The sequence below is a fragment of the Microbacterium sp. NPDC089188 genome, from assembly GCF_040685155.1.
Lineage (GTDB): Bacteria > Actinomycetota > Actinomycetes > Actinomycetales > Microbacteriaceae > Microbacterium > Microbacterium galbum.
On the sequence record NZ_JBFBHH010000002.1, the window covers coordinates 705,857 to 724,320 of the forward strand.

Consider the following 18,464-nt stretch of genomic DNA (forward strand, 5'->3'; position numbering starts at 1 on the left):
TCGGCAACGGCTGGTCGGTGAGCGCACCGGGACTTGACAGCTTCCTCCGGCGGCGGGGTAGCATCACACACACGATGTGAACGGTCACATGACCGGTCGCACAGGCCGACGGGACTCGCTGCGGAGCGGATCCGTCGAGACGAAGAGGTTTCGAACGATGCGGGTCACCGCCTCGCCGAACGGCTTCGTTTCGCCCCGCCGACCTCTGCGCCCGGCCGGTGCGTCGCTCGCTGAAGCGGTGGGCTCCATGGGGAGAGACCGCGCCACATACCCAACGGAGGGAACCAGAGTGAAGAAGCACAGCATGCTCAAGGCGGTCGCGGGAGCGGGCGTCCTCGCGCTCGGCATCGGCCTCGCCGGTTGCGCGGGAGACCGCACCGGCGCCGGCAGCGGCGACTCGCAGGAGGCCGGCGGAACCATCGGCGTCGCCATGCCCACGCAGCAGTCGGAGCGGTGGATCGCCGACGGCAACAACGTCAAGTCGCAGCTCGAGGAGCTCGGCTACCAGGTCGACCTGCAGTACGCCAACGACGACATCCCCACGCAGGTCTCGCAGATCGAGAACATGATCACCACGGGCGCCAAGGCCCTGATCATCGCCTCGATCGACGGCACCACGCTGACCGACGTGCTGCAGCAGGCCAAGGACGCGAACATCCCCGTCATCGCGTACGACCGCCTCATCAACGGCACCGAGAACGTCGACTACTACACGACGTTCGACAACTACAAGGTCGGCGTGCAGCAGGCCACCTCGCTCCTCACGGGCCTGGGCGTCCTCGACGCCTCGGGCAAGGAGACGGGCGCCGCCGGTCCCTTCAACGTCGAGCTGTTCGCCGGTAGCCCCGACGACAACAACGCCACGTTCTTCTGGAAGGGTGCCATCGACACCCTGCAGCCGTACCTGGACAAGGGCACGCTCGTCGTCCCCTCCGGCCAGACCGAGTTCGGCCAGGCGGCCATCCTCCGCTGGCTGCCCGAGACGGCGCAGAAGCGCATGGAGAACATCCTCACCGTCATCGGCGGCACCAAGCTCAACGGCGTGCTCTCGCCCTACGACGGCCTGTCGATCGGCATCATCTCGGCCCTCACCTCGGGCGGCTACTCGGCCTCCGACCTGCCCGTCATCACGGGTCAGGACGCCGAGGTCGGCTCGATCAAGTCGATCATCGCGGGTGAGCAGTACTCGACGATCTTCAAGGACACGCGCGAGCTCGCCAAGCAGGCCGTGACCATGGTCGACGACATCCGCAAGGGCACCGAGCCCGAGGTCAACGACACCGAGACCTACGACAACGGCGAGAAGGTCGTCCCGTCGTACCTGCTCGAGTCGACGATCGTCACGAAGGACAACTACAAGGAGATCCTGGTCGACAGCGGCTACTACTCCGAGTCCGACCTGGGCTGATCCCCCGGGGGACCCCGGTCTCCCACCCCGCCTCCGCCGCGGCCCCGTCGGGTCGCGGCGGAGGCTCCCGCGGGTCCGCCTCCGGCGCCCGCCCCACCATCCCGACCGGCCACGAGCCGGTTCTGCAAGGAGGACCTCGTGAGCACCATCCTCGAGATGCGCTCGATCACCAAGGAGTTCCCCGGCGTCATCGCGCTCGCCGACGTGTCGCTGACCGTCGAGCGCGGGACCGTCCACGCCATCTGCGGCGAGAACGGCGCCGGCAAGTCGACCCTCATGAAGGTGCTCAGCGGTGTGTATCCCGCGGGCGACTACCGCGGGGAGATCGTCTTCGACGGCCAGACCGTGGAGTTCAAGGACATCCGCGACAGCGAAGCGGCCGGCATCGTCATCATCCACCAGGAGCTCGCGCTGAGCCCCTACCTCTCGATCGCCGAGAACATCTTCCTCGGCAACGAGATCACCCACCGTGGTCTCATCGACTGGGATGCCACCAACCGCGAGGCCTCGAAGCTCCTCGCGCGCGTGGGACTCGGCGACAGCCCCGACGTGCCGGTGAACGAGATCGGCGTCGGCAAGCAGCAGCTCGTCGAGATCGCCAAGGCGCTGTCGAAGGACGTCAAGCTCCTCATCCTCGACGAGCCGACCGCGGCCCTGAACGACGACGATTCCGAGCACCTGCTCGATCTGATCCGCCACCTCCGCGGCCAGGGCATCACCTGCATCATCATCAGCCACAAGCTCAACGAGATCCGCGCGATCGCCGACGAGGTGACCATCATCCGCGACGGCCGCACGATCGAGACGCTCGACGTCGCGACCGGCGGCACCAGCGAAGACCGCATCATCCGCGGCATGGTCGGCCGTGAGCTGGAGAACCGGTACCCCGACCGCGACGTGGAGATCGGCGAGGAGGTCCTGCGCATCGAGGACTGGAACGTCAGCCACCCCACGGATGCCACCCGTACCGTCATCCACCAGGCGAACCTGAACGTGCGCGCCGGCGAGGTCGTCGGCATCGCGGGTCTCATGGGCGCGGGTCGCACGGAGCTCGCGATGAGCGTCTTCGGCAAGAGCTTCGGCTCGCGGATCTCCGGCAGCGTCTACATCCGCGGGCAGAAGGCCGACACCTCGACCGTCCCCGCGGCGATCCGCAGCGGTCTGGCCTACGTGACCGAGGATCGCAAGGGCGCCGGGCTCAACCTCATCGACACGATCAAGCGCAACATCTCGCTCGCCGGGATGCGCAAGCTCGTGAAGGGCGGCTGGGTCGACGGCGACGAGGAGTATCTGGTCGCCAACCGCTACCGCAAGTCGATGAACATCAAGGCGCCCAGCGTCGACGTGGTCGTGGGCAAGCTCTCCGGCGGCAACCAGCAGAAGGTCGTGCTGTCGCAGTGGCTGTTCTCCGACCCCGAGGTGCTCATCCTCGACGAGCCCACCCGTGGCATCGACGTCGGTGCCAAGTACGAGATCTACACGATCATCAACTCCCTCGCGGCACAGGGCAAGGGGGTGCTCGTCATCTCCTCGGAGCTGCCCGAGCTCCTCGGCATCTGCGACCGCATCTACACCCTCAGCGAAGGCCACATCACCGGCCAGCTGCCCATCGAAGAGGCCACACCGGAGGCCCTCATGGTGCTCATGACGAAGGAAAAGGAAGCCGACCATGTCAGCGCTTGACAACACGGTGACCCCGCAGGGTCCCTCAACGCCGAAGGGCCCCGTCGGCGGTGGCGCCGGTAACGGCAGTGGCAGCGGTGCCGGCGGCATCGTGCAGTTCTTCACCTCGCGCCTGCGCGAGATCGGCATCTTCATCGCGCTGATCGTCATCGTGCTGCTGTTCCAGGCCCTCACCGGCGGGCGCCTGCTCACCGCGGGCAACGTGTCGAACATCATCGTCCAGAACAGCTACATCCTGATCCTCGCGATCGGCATGGTGATGATCATCATCGCCGGTCACATCGACCTCTCGGTCGGATCGGTCGCGGCCTTCGTCGGCGCCGTCTCGGGCGTGCTGATCGTGCAGTGGGGCCTGCCCTGGTGGCTCGGCATCCTGCTCTCCCTCGTGCTGGGCGCGGTGGTCGGCATGTGGCAGGGCTTCTGGGTGGCCTACATCGGCATCCCGGCCTTCATCGTGACCCTGGCGGGCATGCTCCTGTTCCGCGGCCTCACGCAGATGACGCTCGGCAACACGCAGATCACGCCCTTCCCGACCGAGTACCGCCAGCTCGGCGGCGGCTACCTGTTCCCCGACCTCTTCCCGGCGACCAGCTCGCCGGCCGAGTGGATCACCGTCGCCCTCGGAGTGCTCACCCTCGTGCTCTTCGTCGCGTCGCAGGTGCGTCAGCGCGCCAAGCGCGCAGCCCTCGAGCTGCAGAACGAGCCCACCGCGGCGTTCCTGGTGAAGGTCATCGGTGGCGGCGCCCTCATCGCGTACCTCACCTACCTGCTGGGTGTCGCGCCCGGATCGCGCGGCACGCCCATCGTGCTCGTCGTGCTGGCGCTGCTCATCATCGGGTACTCGACCGTCATGAGCCGCAGCGTCTTCGGCCGCCACATCTACGCGATCGGCGGCAACCGCACCGCGGCCAAGCTGTCGGGCATCAACACCCGTCGCGTCGACTTCCTGCTCTTCGTGAACATGGGAGTGCTCGCGGCCCTCGCCGGCATCGTCTTCACGGGCCGCCTGAACTCGGCCGGCCCCGGCGCCGGAAACCTCTTCGAGCTGGACGCCATCGCGGCATCCTTCATCGGCGGTGCCGCCGTGCAGGGTGGCGTCGGCCGCGTCGTCGGCGCGATCGCCGGTGGTCTGGTCATGGGTGTGCTGAACAACGGCATGTCGCTCATGGGCATCTCGACCGACGTGCAGCAGTTCATCAAGGGTCTCGTGCTGCTGCTGGCCGTGGCCTTCGACGTGTGGAACAAGAACCGCACCCGCGGTTGAGTCCCGCTCTCTCTGCAACGCCCCGTCGCCTCGTGCGGCGGGGCGTTGTCGCGTGGGGGAGGATGGATCGGATGACACCTTCGCGCGCGCTCCGTGCGGCCGCGGCCCTGGTCGCCGTGACCGTGGCTCTCGCCGCCTGCTCCCCGGCGCCGGCGACCGCCCCCGGCTCGAACGACGGCGCGGGCGTCATCGGGGTGTCGCTGCCGACGACGGCCGACGCGCTGTGGAGTCGCGGCGGCGACGCGCTCAGCCGCGAACTCTCCGCGCGCGGGTACCGCGTCGACCTGCAGTTCGCAGCCTCCGACGCTCGCACGCAGGCCGCCCAGGTGCAGAACATGCTCACGAAGAGCGTGGATGCCGTGGTCGTCGCGCCCCTGGCATCCGGAGACCTGTCCGCGTCGATCGCCGCCGCCGACGAGGCGGGGGTGCCGGTCGTCGCGTTCGGGCGGTCGCTCGACGGACTCGACGTGGGGGGAGCGGTCGCCTTCGACGCCGCCGCCCTCGGGCGCGCGCAGGCGGAGGCGCTTCTCGCCGATCTCGCCGACGCGCCGCGCACCGCGACGGCGTCGTCGAGCCCGAGCCCGGCCGCCACGCCCGGATCGCCGGGCACCGAGACCGCCGAGGCCGAGACGGCCCGGGTCGCCGTGCTGAGCGGCGCGGATTCCGACGCCTGGGAGGTCGAGCGCTACGCCGCCGCCCTCGCCGCCCTGCAGCCGGCCGTCGCGGACGGCCGCATCGAGATCGTGTCGGGTGCGACCCCCGAGGCCGCCGCCGTCGGCGGTCGGACCGCGCAGGCGCAGGCCGACGCGGCAGAGGAGCGCGTGCGCGAGCTCCGGGCGGGTGACCCCGGCGACGTGCCCACGACCGTGCTCGCGCTCGGCGACGCGGTGACCCGGGGTGTGGTGACCGCGCTCACGACCGAGGCTCCCGAGGCCGAGGGCGAGACCGCCACGCCGACGCCCTCCCCGGAGGCGACGGACCGCGGCGACGGCGATGCCGAGCCCGCCCCCTCACCGCTCGTGGTCGGATCGGGAGCCGACGCGCCGACCGTGCGCGCGTTGCGCGACGGCGACCTCGACGCCACCGTGTTCGCCGATCCGCGGGCACTCGTGTCGGCGACCGCCGACGCCGTCGAGGCGTTGCTCGCCGACCGCGACGCGCCCGACGAGGCCGGCGACGAGGTGGCGCCGAGCATCCTGCGCGCCGACGACGTGGAAGAGCTGATCGCCTCGGGGTGGATCTCCGCCGACGAGCTGTGACCGCGTGATTCGGGATAACCCGAACCCGCGCGGGGGCTGACCGGGCGGTGCCCGCGCCGACCGCGCCCTAGCGTGGAACGCATGACCACGGCATCCGTCCTCCCGCCCCCTCCGCCGGTTCCCGGCGGGCCCGTCGAGACCGCCCCGCCGACGGGCGGTGTGCCGGAGCGGGTGCGTGTCGCCTCGCCCGGGCGCGTCGCCGGCGCCGCTGCGCACCTGGCCGCGCTGGGCGTGATCGGGCCGGCCGTCTTCACGGGGCTGTTCAGCATGCTGGGCTCGGGCGTCGGGCTGCTCGCGGCGCTTCTCGTGGGCGTCGTCGTGCTGGTCGTCTTCGTCTACGCGCTCTTCGCCGTCGCCTGGTTCGAACGTGCGCGCGTCGACGGGCTCTACGATCTCGGTCTCGCGCCGCTGCGGCCGCGCCGCAGTGCCAAGCCGGGCTTCGTCGGGGTGCTGCACTCGATCTGGTTGCAGGCGATCGACCCTCTGCAGTGGCGCGCGGTGGCCTCGTTCTCGATCGCGACGGTGATGGGACTCGTGACGGTGACCGCCCTCGCCGGACTCGCGTGGGGCCTCGCCCTCGCCGTCAGCCCGATCTTCGGCTGGTCGAACACGCGCTTCCTCGATCTGATCCCGCTGAGCGGCGCGGGTGTCCCCCTCGTGGGGGTCATCGCCGTCATCGTCGGGGTGGCGACCGCCATCGGCCTCGCGATCCTGCACGGCGTGATCGTGCGCGCGATCTTCGTCCCCTCCCGCGAGGCGCAGCTCGTCGAGCAGGCCCGCACGTCCGACACCCGTCGGGCCGGAGCGGTCCGCGCGGCCGAGGTCGAGCGCGCGCGCATCGAACGGGACCTGCACGACGGGGTCCAGCCGCGGCTCGTGTCGATCGGCATGACCCTCGGACTCGCGCAGACCAAGATCGACGACGACCCCGAGGCGGCCAAGGCCCTCGTCGCCGAGGCGCACGCCTCGACCAAGTCGGCCATCACGGAACTCCGGCAGCTCGCCCGCGGCATCCACGCCTCGGTGCTCGAGGATCGGGGCCTGGATGCCGCCCTCTCGGCGCTCGCGTCGCGCTCGCACATCCCGGTCACCCTCGACGTGCGCCTGCCCCGCCGCTGCGGGCGGGCGGCCGAGGAGGCCGTGTACTTCGCCATCGCGGAGACCCTCACCAACGCCGCCAAGCACTCCCGTGCCGCCGCCTGCCGTGTCGACGTGCGGGTGCGCGATGACGGGTCGCTGTGGGCACGCGTCGAGGACGACGGTCTGGGCGGGGCGCGCATCGTGCCCGGTGGCGGCCTGGACGGGATCGTCAATCGCGTCACAGCGGCGGGCGGCACGGCCCGCATCGACAGCCCCCAGGGCGGCCCGACGACGGTGGAGGTGAACGTCCCGTGCGCATCCTGATCTGCGAGGACTCCGTCCTCCTGCGCGAGGGCCTCGTGCGCCTGCTCGCCGACGACGGCCACGAGGTGGTCGCGGCCCTGCCCGACGCGGACGGCCTGGACGCCGCCGTCGCCGCGACGGCGCCGCAGCTGTGCATCCTCGACGTGCGGCTGCCGCCGACCTGGACCGACGAGGGCATCCGCGCCGCGATCGCGCTGAGGTCGCGGCATCCGGGGCTCCCGGTGCTCGTGCTGTCGCAGTACGTCGAGGAGCGCTACGCGAGCGACCTGATCGCCGACGGGCAGGGCGCGTTGGGCTATCTGCTCAAGGACCGTGTGGCCGACGTCGCCGACTTCCTCGCCGCCGTTGCCTCCATCGCCGACGGTGCCACCGTGCTGGATCCCGAGGTCGTCGCGCAGCTGCTCACACGGCGTCGCCGCGACGAGCGACTGCAGAGCCTCACCGACCGCGAGCGGGCCGTCCTGGGCCTAATCGCCGAGGGGCGCTCGAACCAGGCGATCGCCGGGGCGCTGTTCGTCAGCGAGGCGAGCGTCGAGAAGTACATCACCGCCATCTTCACCAAGCTCGGCCTGGAGCAGGACGAGACCGGCAACCGCCGCGTCATCGCCGCTCTCGTGCACCTGGGCCACGACCACACCGGAGCGACCTCATGACCATCGACACACCTCCCGCCGCCCCTGCGCCGCCCCGACGTCGCGTCGCCGCCTTCGCGGTGTCGATCGTCACGATCGTGGTCGGCGCGTGCGTCGCCCTCGGCACGGTCGCCGGAACCGCCGCCTCGGCCGTCGTCGTGCTGCGCGACGCCGACCGCGGATCGGTCCGCGTCGACGGTGCGGCGCAGGCGGTGGGGTCGCTCGACATCGACGTCACCGGGGGAGCCCTGACGATCGCCTACGGCGACGTCGACAGCGCACGGCTGGATGCCGCGACCGGTCGTGCGGGCTGGACCTTCGAACGCCGCGGAGACGCGCTGCGCGTCGCCTCGCCGAACCGGTCGTTCGTCGACTGGGGCGGGGGATCATCCGCCACGATCACCCTTCCGCGCCAGTGGGCGGGGACGGGACTCGGTGTCGAGGCGCAGGTCAGCGGCGGCGCTCTCGACCTCCAGGGCGACTACGGCACGGTCTCGGTCCGCGTCGCCGGCGGGACCACCTCGCTGAACGGCGCGGCGGGGGAGCTCGAGCTGGACATATCGGGGGGATCGGCCTCGGTGCAGCTGCGCGACGTCGGCACCGCCGCGTTCGAGGTGGCCGGGGGAGAGGTGACGGCGCACCTGCGCGGATCCACCCCGATCCGCACGTATGTGCAGCTCACGGCCGGGTCCGTCGACCTCCGTCTGCCGGACGACGAGTACCGCGTGAGCATCGACGACGGTCTGGGGCAGGTCGACAACGGTCTGCGGCAGAGCCCCACGGCCACCGCCGAGGTCGACGTCACGGCGACGATGGGCGAGGTGCGCCTACGCTCGTGACCATCCGCTCCCCGCGCGCACCCGTGCTCATCCCTTCGGGGAGGGCACGGGTCCGCGCGTGGAACGCCGCGAACTCCGCCGCCGCGCGTGGGTGGCGGCGATGGCGGCGAGAACCGCGGCGATACCGATGAGCTGGGGACCGGTGAGGGTCTCCCCGCCCACGAAGACGCCCAGGAGCACCCCGGTCACCGGGTTCAGCAGTCCGACGAGGCCCACAGTCCCGGCCGGAAGGTGTCGCAGACCCGTGAACCAGCAGACGAACGCCAGGGCGGTGGCCACGACCGCGATCCCGGCATAGGCGGCGACCCCCGCGGCATCCACTCGAGGCGGAGGGCCCTCTCCGACGGCGGCGACGACGACGAGCACGAGTCCTCCGGCGGTGAGCTGCCAGGCGGTCGTGGCGAGCAGCGGCGTCTCGTCACGCCAGCGGGTGGTGAGGATCGCCCCGGATGACGACGTCAGCAGGGCGAGAAGGGAGACGATGACGCCGACGGGGGGAATCGCTCCGGTGCTCCCGCCCACCACGAGCAGCACGCCGGCGATGCCGACGGCGGAGGCCAGGGCCCACCGCACCGTCGGCCGCTGCCCGAGCAGGGGCCACGCGATCCCCGCGAGGGCGAGGGGAGCGAGCGCCATGACCGAGGCGGCGATCGACGACGGCAGCAGGTGTGCGGAAACGTACACGAGCACGAAGAACGCCGCGAAGTTCAGCAGCCCCAGCACGAGCGCCTTCGCCCACCACGATCCGCGCGGGCGGCGTCGGGCGAGAGCCCACAGCAGCAGCCCGGCCGGCAGGGCGCGCAGCGCCGCGCCCCACAGCGGAGCGTCGGCCGGCAGCGCGTGCCGCGTCACGACGTAGGTAGCGCCCCACGCGATCGGGGCGACGGCGGTCACGGCGACGGTGCGCCACGTAGCTTCCATGGAAGACACAATAGCTTCCGTGGAAGATAAGATGGATGCCATGACCACGTCCGACCGCGTCGACTCCCTCACGGCCCAGTGGCGCGCCCAGCGTCCCGACCTCGATGTCTCCCCCCTGCACGTGATCGGACGCCTGCATCGACTGGCCGACCACCTGCGCGAGGAACTGGTCGCGGAGTACCGTCGCCACGGCCTGGGTGAGGGCGAGTTCGACATCCTCGCCGCGCTGCGGCGTGCGGGGGAGCCGTTCGCGGCCGCCCCCGGCGAGCTCGCGCGGCACACGATGGTCACCACGGGAGCGGTGAGCAAACGCGTCGACCGCCTCGTGGCATCCGGTCTCGTCGTGCGCGACGCCGACGTCGACGACGGACGAGGACGCGTCATCCGCCTCACCACGGCGGGGCGACGCGTGATCGACGAGGCCTTCGCGGCCCACGTGGCGAACGAGGAACGCCTGCTCGCGGGCCTCACCCCGCCTCAGCGGCGGACGCTCGAGGGCCTCCTGCGGGAGTGGGGCGCGTCGCTCGGCGTGTGAGTGCGACGGACGGTTGCGCGGCGAGCGCACGACGCGGCCGGGGGCGTTCGGGTTGCCTGACTTCGTCGCTCAGGGTGTGCCCGGGCGGCCATGTGCGGCATCTCACGCTGCTGCCGCTGCCGCCCGCCCGCTCGGGTTGCCCGACATGGTCGGGTGGGGTGTGCCCAGACGGCCATGTGCGGCATCTCACGCTGCGGGCCCTGCCGGACGCCCCCTCGGTTGCCCGACGTGGTCGCGTGCGGTGTGCCTGGGCGGCGAAGTGCGGCGATTCACCCGTGAGGACGCGAACGTCCCGCACCGGGGGCTCGGTCGTGCCGCCTCGGCGGCCTACGCGCCCTTCAGCGCCTTCGTGATGCGCTGGGGCGACACCGGCTCGGCCGTGCCGAGGCGTTGGGCGAACAGGCTCACGCGCAGCTCCTCCAGCAGCCACCGCGTCTGCACGAGGTTCGCGGGAGCATCGGCGGGCAGGGGGATGACACCGCCCGCCTCGGCGAACGCGGTCGCGGAGCGCTCGTACTCGGTCTGCCGCTGGCGGTCGCGACCGGGGTTGTCCGACAGGGTCTTCACACGTTCCAGCGCCCCCGCCAGGTAGCGCGGGTAGTGCTGCAGCCGATGCAGGCCCGTGCGCGAGAGGAAGCCCGGGAAGAGCAGCCCCGCCACCTGACCCCGCACGTCGTTCAGTGCGCCCAACAGCGTGATGGAGGCGGCATCCTTCATCGCCCGCTCCACCTCGCGCTGCGCGAGCAGGATCTTCGCGGCGAGCGACACCGTCTGGAACGTGCGCTCGACCGAGACGGCGGAGTACGCATCCCGCACGCGCTCGAACTCGGCCTTCGTGCGGACGACACCGGCCGGCGCCTCGCGCAGGAGCACGTCGTCGGCGAGGGCGACGCGGGCGTCCTCGATCAGCGCCTTCGCATTCTGGTACGGGGATGCCGCGAGGGCGAGCTTCTCGTTCGCGGTGAGGTGGTCGAGGACGTACGTGGCGGGGGAGGGCACGGCCAGCAGCATCAGGCGTCGGATGCCGGTGCGCGTGTGCCGCGCGGCATCCTCGGGCGTCGCCTCGACGCGCAGCGTGACGCTGTCCCCCTCGTCCACGAGGGCCGGGTAGCCGCGGACGACGCCGCCGGCGACGGGCGTGTCGACGACCTCGGTGAGCTCGTCGAGGTCCCACGTCGTGAGCTTCGTGCGCGCGGCGAACGCGGGGGAGGCCTCGGCGACCTTCGCGGCTCTCTGCGCCGGTCGGGCGATCGTCGACTCAACGCTGGAGCGGGCCCTGTCGGCCAGGCGGCGCTGCAGGGCGCCGAGGTCGCGGTCGCTGCCGATCGCCCGCCCGCGCGCATCGACCGCGCGGAACGACGGGAGCAGGTGCCCCGGGACGCGCTCGAGCTCGAAGTCGGCAGCACTCACGCGCTGGTTGGCCACGCGCTGCACCTGGGCGGCGAGGGCGTCGACCAGCGTCGTCTTCGGCAGACCGTCCGTGTGCTCGGGGCCCCTCTCGGCCAGCTCGGCGGAGAACTTCTCAGCCCAGTCGGCGGCGGGCACGACGTTGCGGCGGATCGTCTTCGGCAGGGCTCGCAGCAGCGCGGTCACGAGCTCGTCGCGCATGCCCGGCACCTGCCAGTCGAACCCGTCGGGGCGCAGCTGAGCCAGCAACGGCAGCGGCACGACGACCGTCACGCCGTCGTCAGGGGCACCGGGCTCGAAGCGGTACGCGAGGTTGAGGGTCTGATCTCCCTGGCGCCAGCGCGCGGGGAAGGCGCGGTCGTCGCCTTGCGCTCGGTCGCCGGTGAGGTCGGACTCGCGCAGGTCGAGCAGGTGGGGCGTGCGGGTGACGGCATCCTTCCACCACGTCTCGAACGAGCGCACGTCGGTGACATCAGCGGGGATGCGCGCGTTGTAGAACGCGAAGACCGCCTCGTCGCCGATGAGGATGTCGCGGCGGCGCTCGCGTTCCTCGATCTTCTCCAGCAGGCGGCGCTGCTCGACGTTGCGGCGCAGGAACGCCGTGAGGCGCTTGTCGAGCACCGAGGGGTCCCACTCGCCCTCCACGAGCGCGTGGCGCACGAACATCTCGCGCGCGAGAGGGCGATCGAAGCGCGCGAGCTGCACCCGGCGACGGCCGACGAGCTCGACCCCGAAGAGGGTGACCTTCTCGTAGGCCGCGGCGGAGCCGGCATCCTTCGACCAGTGCGGCTCGCTCAGCGAGCGCTTGACGAGGTCGGGCGCGAGCTCTTCGGCCCACGCGGGGTCGACGGCGGCGACCGTGCGGGCGAACAGGCGCGACGTCTCGACGAGCTCGGCGGCCATCACGGCCGAGGGACGCTTCTTCTTCAGCCCCGAGCCGGGGAAGATCGCGAACCGCGCCCCGCGCGCGCCGATGTACTCGCCCTTGACGGGGCGGGCGTCGCCCGGGGCTTTGCGGTCCTTGGTCTGCGCCATCGTGCGCGGATCCAGGATGCCGAGGTGCGACAGCAGCCCGGACAGGATCGCGCGGTGGATCGCGTCGCCGGCGGCGTGTCCCTCGGGGGCGGTGGTGTGGTCGACGGTCGATGATCCGCGTTCTGCTCGGGAGGGGGCGGGTCCGGTGCGCCGTGGGGCAGGGCTCCCCGCGCGCCCGCCGTCGCCCGACCCGCGCTCGGCGCCCAGCGACCGCAGCTGCCGGTGCACATCGATCCATTCGCGCACCCGCACGTAGTTGAGGTGCTCGCTGCGGCAGAGTCGTCGGAACGCGCTCGAGCCGAGCTCGGCCTGCTTCTCCTGCAGGTAGTCCCAGAGGTTGAGCAGCGACAGGAAGTCGCTGGTGGGGTCGGTGAAGCGCGCGTGGAAGCGGTCGGCCTCCTCGCGGCGTTCCTCGGGGCGCTCGCGCACGTCCTGGATCGACATGCCCGACACGATCGCGAGCACCTCGCTCGACACGTCGTTGCGGCGGGCCTCGATGAGCATGCGCGCGAAGCGGGGGTCGATCGGCAGGCGCGCGATCTCGCGGCCGATCTCGGTGAGGCGGGGGCCGCGATCGTCTCCCCGCCCACCCCGCTGGCGCGAGGGGTCGCCGTCGCCGCGGGGATCGCGGCGTTCGGAACCCGGTGCCGGCAGCTTCACCGCGCCGAGCTCGACGAGCAGGTCGAACGCCGCCTTCACGCCGCGCGAATCCGGCGGGGTCAGGAACGGGAACGCCTGGATGTCGCCGAACCCGAGCGACAGCATCTGCAGGATGACGGATGCCAGCGACGTGCGCAGGATCTCGGGCTCGGTGTAGTCCGGACGGCGGAGGAAGTCGTCTTCGGAGTAGAGGCGGATCGCGACACCGGGCGACGTACGGCCGGCGCGGCCGGACCGCTGCTGCGCGGACGCCTGCGAGACGGCCTCGATCGGCAGGCGCTGGATCTTCGAGCGGTTGCTGTAGCGCGAGATGCGCGCGGTGCCGGTGTCGACGACGTACCGGATGCCGGGGACCGTGAGACTCGTCTCGGCGACGTTCGTGGCGAGGATGACGCGGCGGCGCACACCCGCGACGGTGGAGCGCTCGAACACGCGGTGCTGTTCGGCGGCGGAGAGGCGGCCGTACAGGGGGAGCACCTCGGTGGGCGCGGCGTCCTTTTGATATGCCCCGCGGATGGCATCCGCCGCATCCCGGATCTCGGCCTCACCGGGGAAGAACACGAGCACGTCGCCCGCGGGCTCCCGGTCGAGCTCACGGAGGGCCGCGACGACGGCTCCGACCTCGTCGACGTCGTCGGCGGAGCGGCCGGACGTGGCGGTCGGCCGTGCGGGGCTGCGGGGCTTCTTCGGGCGCGGTGTCGAGGTCCCGGCATGCGGAGTCTCGTCGTCGGCGTCGTCGGGAACCTCGTCCGCCCCGTCGAGCGGCCGGTACCGGACCTCGACCGGATACGTTCGCCCCGACACCTCGATCACCGGCGCGGGCACCGGCTCGCCGCCGGGCTCGGCGGGGGCGGCGGCGAAGTGCCGCGCGAAGCTCTCGGGGTCGATCGTCGCGGAGGTGACGATGACCTTGAGGTCGGGGCGCTTCGGCAGGATGCGGCGGAGGTAACCGAGCAGGAAGTCGATGTTGAGCGAGCGCTCGTGCGCCTCGTCGACGATGATCGTGTCGTAGCGGCGCAGGAGCCGGTCGCGGTGGATCTCGTTGAGCAGGATGCCGTCGGTCACCAGCGCCACGCGCGTGTCGGCCGACACCTTGTCGGTGAAGCGCACCTTGTAGCCGACGGTGGAACCGAGGGGGACCTGCATCTCCTCGGCGATGCGCTCGGCGATCGTGCGCGCGGCGATGCGGCGGGGCTGGGTGTGCGCGATCGAGGTGCGCCCGAGCTCGAGGCAGATCTTGGGCAGCTGCGTGGTCTTCCCGGAGCCCGTCGCCCCGGCGACGATCACGACCTGGTGGTCGCGGATGGCGCGCGCGATCTCGTCCCGGGCCGCGCTGACGGGCAGCTCGGGCGGGTAGACGATGACGGGTTCGACAGACACAGCCTTCCAGCGTATCGCCCGCAGCGCGCGTGAGTCGCCAGGATCTGTCGCTCCGCCGGTGTCGGAGGCGACGAATCGTGGAGACTCGCGCAAGAGCTCAGGGCATCGCGGCCTTCTGGGCCAGGATGCGGCGTGCGGCGGCGTCCACCTTCGCGGCGAAGGCGGGGTCGGACTCGGCGCGCGACAGCACGGCCTGATGCATCTCGGGGTACACCGACGGGTCGGCCGAGACGAGCAGCAGGTCGACGCCGGCGTCGACCGCCAGCGTCGCCCGATCGGCGGGCGACCAGGGCTGCACCTGGCGCGCGGCCGAGAGGTCGTCGACCGTGACCACCCCGTCGAACCCCACGCGGTCGCGCAGCACGCCCACCACCGCGGGGGAGAAGGCGGCGGGGGCCGAGGGGTCGATCTGCGCGGAGATCGCCGTCGAGAGCATGACGACGGCGGGCCCCTGCGGCAGCACCGTGGAGTACACGCCCACGTCGGGTCCGTCGGCGGTGACCGTGTCGTCCGTCACGCCCGTGGAGTAGTCGGTGTTGTCGTCGACGTGTCCGAGGCCCGGGAAATGCTTGAACGTCGGCAGCACCCCGCCGTCTCGCATCCCGGCGGCGAACGCACCCGCCTTCGCGGCGACCGTCGCCTCGTCGTAGCCGTACTCGCGGGCCAGCTCGCCGATCGGGGGATTGGATGCCGCGAACTCCGCGCTCGTGACGATGTCGGCGACCGGCGCGAGGTTCATGTTCACCCCCGCGGCGGCGAGCTGCGTCCCCCACGTCGCAGCGCTCGCACGCAGGGCGGCGTCATCGGACTGCGCCTGATCGAGCGCCGACGGGATGTCGTCGTATCCCGGACCCGACAGCACCTGCACCGTCCCGCCTTCCTGGTCGGTGGCGACCCACAGCGGCGGTCGGCCCGCGGGCACCGTCGAGGTGAATCCGCTCACGAGGTTCGCGATCGCCTCCGTGCCGGCATCCGATCGTCCGTGCAGGAAGATCCCACCGATGTGGTCGTCCCGCACGGCCGCGACCGTCGTCGCATCGGCACCGTCGACCGAGGTGCCCACCATGAACAGCTGCCCGACCTTGTCGGCCAGGCTCATGCCGTCCAGGGGATCGGGCGTGCGCGTGGGACTGGGCGTCGGGGTGGGGGTGGGAGTGGCGGATGCCGTCGAGGTCGACGGGGCGGCCGCGGGCGCGCACCCGGCGAGGGCGAACGCTGCGGTCACGACGACCAGCGAGAAGCGGGCGGAGGTCTTCACCCCTCGATGCTGTCCCATCGACCTGAGTGTGCGGTCTCCGTGCGCGGGGGCGTGCGCCCGTCGGACGGCGACGTCGTGGTCGGGATCAGCCGTTGCCGGCCGAGCAGGTCGCCTGGTCCGCCTTCGTGCCGTTGATGTTCTGGGGCAGATCGACCACGCCCGGGGCGGCGCTCGCGTCGGGCGAGGCGGTGGCATCGGTGGCATCCGGAGCGGGGGTCTCCTCGGCCGGCGCGGTGGGCTCCTCGGTAGGAGCCGACGGGTCGGCGACCACGCCGCGGCCGGCTTCGCCGGTGATCGTGAGGGGCGCGTTGGCGGCGAGGGCCTCGAACAGCACCTGGGCCGAGGCCTCGTCGGGCGCGACGCGGTTGCTGTCGTACGGGTCGTCGACGACGGGGTACTGCACGAAGGTGATGTCGGAGAACGGCACGTCCTTGAGCGTGTACGCCAGCTGCGCGATGCGGACGGGGTCGGCGAGGCTCTCGCTCGGCTGGATGTTGTTGACGGCCGTGTTCGCCAGACCGATGAGGGTGCCCGGGTTCGACAGCACCTCGTCGCTGCGGAGCTTGTTGACCAGGCGCGACATGTACTGCTGCTGGTTGCCGATGCGGGCGAGGTCACTGCCGTCGCCGATGCCCTTGCGCGTGCGCAGGAAGGCGAGGGCGTCGAAACCCTTGACCGTGCGGGGGCCGGCTTCCCATTGGATGCCGGCATCCGGGTCGTCGATCCCCTCGCCGCCGATGCACACCTCGATGCCCCCGATCGCGTCGGTGATGTTCACGACGTTGCCGAAGCTGACCTTCGCGGCGAAGGGGATGCTCTGACCGGTGAGGTTCGAGATGGTGTCGGCGACGCACGACAGACCGCCGTCTTCGAACGCGGTGTTGATCGAGGCGCGGTCGGTGCCGCCGAAGACGGCGCCGTCGTCGTTGGTGCACTCCGGGATCGCGACCTGCAGGTCGCGCGGGAACGACACCACGGTGGCGCGCCGCGGGTTCGCCGAGACGTACAGCAGCATGTTGACGTCGTTGCGCGCGCCGTCGTTCTCGGGGTCGGTGCAGCGCGGGCCGAACGCCGCGGCCACGACGTCGTCGCACTCGTCGGTGCCGACCACCAGCACCGCGAAGGGCTCGTTGTACTCGCTGAGGGCCGGGGGCTCGGCCGGGGCGTCCTTCAGCGGAACCGAGGCCTCCTGCAGGCGGCTCGTCAGCGACCAGGCGTAGAAGCCTCCCACCGCCACCCCGGCGACGACGATCACGGCCACGGCGATCGCGAGCAGGGTGAGCCCGCGGCGGAGCCCGGACTCGGGCCGGCGGCGCGCGTGCTTCGGGGCGGGGCTGGCGTGCATGGGGTCAGTCAACCACGCGGGAGCCGGCTCGTCCCGGTGCCGGGCCGCGCACCGGCTGCACGAGCGGCGCGGTGGTCACCTTCGGCGGAGCCGGGAGCAGCGATCAAACGCCCGGCTCGATTCCGCCGACCGCGCAGGAGGGAGACGACGCGCAGACACGACGGCGGGGCGGCCGGATGACCCGGCCGCCCCGCCTCCTCGGCTCCTCGCGTCCTACTGCCCGCCCTCGGTGAGTGTCACGTCGATCGGCGTGTAGTCGCCGTCGACCGTGACCCCCTCGTCCTTCAGGGCGCTGAGAGCGGCTTCGATGTAGTCGTTGGAATACGCGGATGCCGCCGGCTCCGCCGTGATGAGGTTGAGCCCGTCCTGGTTGACCGCCTTGAGAGCGCCATCGACGGTCTTCTTCCAGGCGTCGGCGTCGATCATGCCGAAGTCGCCGCCGGTCCAGATGAGCTTGTTGACCTCGTTCATCTGCCACAGCTGGTGCGTGGGGCCGACCGGGAAGGCGTCGACGCCCGGGGCCGTCGCGGCGGTGTAGGTGATGTCCGCGGCCTCGGTGGGGTTGTCGCGCGCGAAGACCCAGCCCTTGATCACGGCCTTGAGGAAGCGCGTGGCGGCGTCGGCGTAGGCCGGGTCGTCGGCCAGGCGCGTCGTGTCCGCCCAGATGGCGTCCTGCAGCATCGCGCCCGCGGTGTCCTCGTACGAGATCACGTCGATGTCATCCATCGTGTAGAGCCTCCCCGTGGCGGGGTTCACCGTCTCGAGCAGCTGCGCGAGCTCGTTGTAGGTCATCGCTTGCGCGGCATCCACGTCTTTGTCGAGGAGGGCGTTCATCGAGAAGTCCTGCGTCGTGATCTGCACGGTCGAGGCGTCCAGGCCCTTGTCGGCCATGGCCGCGAAGATCTCCCACTCGTTTCCGAAGCCCCACGAGCCGATCCGCTTGCCCTCGAAGTCGTCGACGCTCGTGATGCCCGAGCCCTTCCACGACACCTGGGTGGTGCCCGACTTCTGGAACACCTGCGCGATGTCGGTCAGCTCGACGCCCTGATTCTCGAGGGTGCCGAGAACCTTGGGTACCCACGCGACGGCGAAATCGACGTCGCCGGCGACGAGCGCGTCCTGCGGGACGATGTCGCCGCCGGAAGGCAGCACCTCGACGTCGTCGAAGCCCTCCTCCTGGAAGTAGCCCTTGTCGAGGGCGACGTAATAGCCGGCGAACTGCGCCTGCGGCAGCCACTGCAACTGCAGCTTCACCGAGGTGAGCGGGGTGAAGTCGGCGTCGGATGCCGCGGGCGCGGAGCCGCCGCCGGAGCAGGCGGAGAGCGCGAGGGCGGCGACGCCGACGCCGGCGATCGCGCCGAGCGTGCGTCGGGTGCTGTGTCTCATGGAAGGTCCTTCCGGTTCGGGTGGAGCGTGTGTCGGGTGGTGCAGGCT

At 71.5% G+C, this 18,464-nt stretch carries 13 protein-coding genes; 8 read left to right on the forward strand and 5 right to left on the reverse strand.

What is annotated here, in order from left to right; all coding sequences use genetic code 11:
• Positions 1–304: 304 nt before the first annotated feature.
• The 7 genes from chvE to AB0N80_RS09645 all read left to right on the forward strand — a co-directional run bounded on the left by chvE (position 305) and on the right by AB0N80_RS09645 (position 8,489).
• A complete protein-coding gene (chvE, locus tag AB0N80_RS09615; RefSeq protein ID WP_315995258.1) occupies positions 305–1,408 on the forward strand; it encodes a multiple monosaccharide ABC transporter substrate-binding protein in 1,104 nt (367 codons plus the stop codon).
• A gap of 156 nt (positions 1,409–1,564) precedes the next feature.
• The gene (gene mmsA / locus AB0N80_RS09620) at positions 1,565–3,091 is read left to right on the forward strand and encodes a multiple monosaccharide ABC transporter ATP-binding protein (RefSeq protein ID WP_315995257.1); all 1,527 of its coding nucleotides are present in this window, start codon (positions 1,565–1,567) and stop codon (positions 3,089–3,091) included.
• Positions 3,078–4,355 carry a multiple monosaccharide ABC transporter permease gene (gene mmsB / locus AB0N80_RS09625; RefSeq protein ID WP_315994672.1) on the forward strand — a complete coding sequence of 426 codons (1,278 nt, stop codon included), beginning with the start codon at positions 3,078–3,080 and terminating at the stop codon, positions 4,353–4,355. The genes mmsA and mmsB overlap by 14 nt, the downstream gene beginning before the upstream one ends.
• Before the next feature lie 71 nt (positions 4,356–4,426).
• Positions 4,427–5,614 (forward strand): substrate-binding domain-containing protein, encoded by a 1,188-nt coding sequence (locus AB0N80_RS09630; RefSeq protein WP_363578600.1) that lies wholly within the window; start codon positions 4,427–4,429, stop codon positions 5,612–5,614.
• 81 nt (positions 5,615–5,695) lie between these two features.
• Positions 5,696–7,018 carry a sensor histidine kinase gene (locus AB0N80_RS09635; RefSeq protein ID WP_363578601.1) on the forward strand — a complete coding sequence of 441 codons (1,323 nt, stop codon included), beginning with the start codon at positions 5,696–5,698 and terminating at the stop codon, positions 7,016–7,018.
• The gene (locus AB0N80_RS09640) at positions 7,006–7,671 is read left to right on the forward strand and encodes a response regulator transcription factor (RefSeq protein WP_315994669.1); all 666 of its coding nucleotides are present in this window, start codon (positions 7,006–7,008) and stop codon (positions 7,669–7,671) included. Before AB0N80_RS09635 ends, AB0N80_RS09640 begins: the two co-directional genes overlap by 13 nt.
• Complete coding sequence (locus tag AB0N80_RS09645) at positions 7,668–8,489, forward strand: DUF2807 domain-containing protein (RefSeq protein ID WP_363578602.1); 822 nt, start codon at positions 7,668–7,670, stop codon at positions 8,487–8,489. Before AB0N80_RS09640 ends, AB0N80_RS09645 begins: the two co-directional genes overlap by 4 nt.
• A 27-nt stretch (positions 8,490–8,516) precedes the next feature.
• On the opposite strand, the gene AB0N80_RS09650 is transcribed toward AB0N80_RS09645, so the two are convergent.
• The gene (locus AB0N80_RS09650; RefSeq protein ID WP_363578603.1) at positions 8,517–9,410 is read right to left on the reverse strand and encodes an EamA family transporter; all 894 of its coding nucleotides are present in this window, start codon (positions 9,408–9,410) and stop codon (positions 8,517–8,519) included.
• Positions 9,411–9,450: 40 nt separating this feature from the next.
• Between AB0N80_RS09650 and AB0N80_RS09655 the strand changes: the two genes are divergently transcribed.
• Positions 9,451–9,945: a MarR family transcriptional regulator gene (locus tag AB0N80_RS09655; protein WP_363578604.1), complete on the forward strand. Its 495-nt coding sequence runs from the start codon at positions 9,451–9,453 to the stop codon at positions 9,943–9,945.
• A 327-nt stretch (positions 9,946–10,272) separates the two neighbouring features.
• Here the strand turns inward: AB0N80_RS09655 and AB0N80_RS09660 are convergent, their stop codons facing one another.
• The 4 genes from AB0N80_RS09660 to AB0N80_RS09675 form a co-directional block, all read right to left on the reverse strand.
• Positions 10,273–14,427 (reverse strand): DUF3418 domain-containing protein, encoded by a 4,155-nt coding sequence (locus AB0N80_RS09660; protein WP_363578605.1) that lies wholly within the window; start codon positions 14,425–14,427, stop codon positions 10,273–10,275.
• Positions 14,428–14,524: 97 nt separating this feature from the next.
• Positions 14,525–15,685 carry a glycoside hydrolase family 3 N-terminal domain-containing protein gene (locus tag AB0N80_RS09665; RefSeq protein ID WP_363578606.1) on the reverse strand — a complete coding sequence of 387 codons (1,161 nt, stop codon included), beginning with the start codon at positions 15,683–15,685 and terminating at the stop codon, positions 14,525–14,527.
• Between the two features lie 85 nt (positions 15,686–15,770).
• Positions 15,771–17,030: an LCP family protein gene (locus AB0N80_RS09670; RefSeq protein ID WP_315994663.1), complete on the reverse strand. Its 1,260-nt coding sequence runs from the start codon at positions 17,028–17,030 to the stop codon at positions 15,771–15,773.
• 213 nt (positions 17,031–17,243) lie between these two features.
• Complete coding sequence (locus AB0N80_RS09675) at positions 17,244–18,416, reverse strand: ABC transporter substrate-binding protein (protein WP_363389573.1); 1,173 nt, start codon at positions 18,414–18,416, stop codon at positions 17,244–17,246.
• Positions 18,417–18,464: the final 48 nt, after the last annotated feature.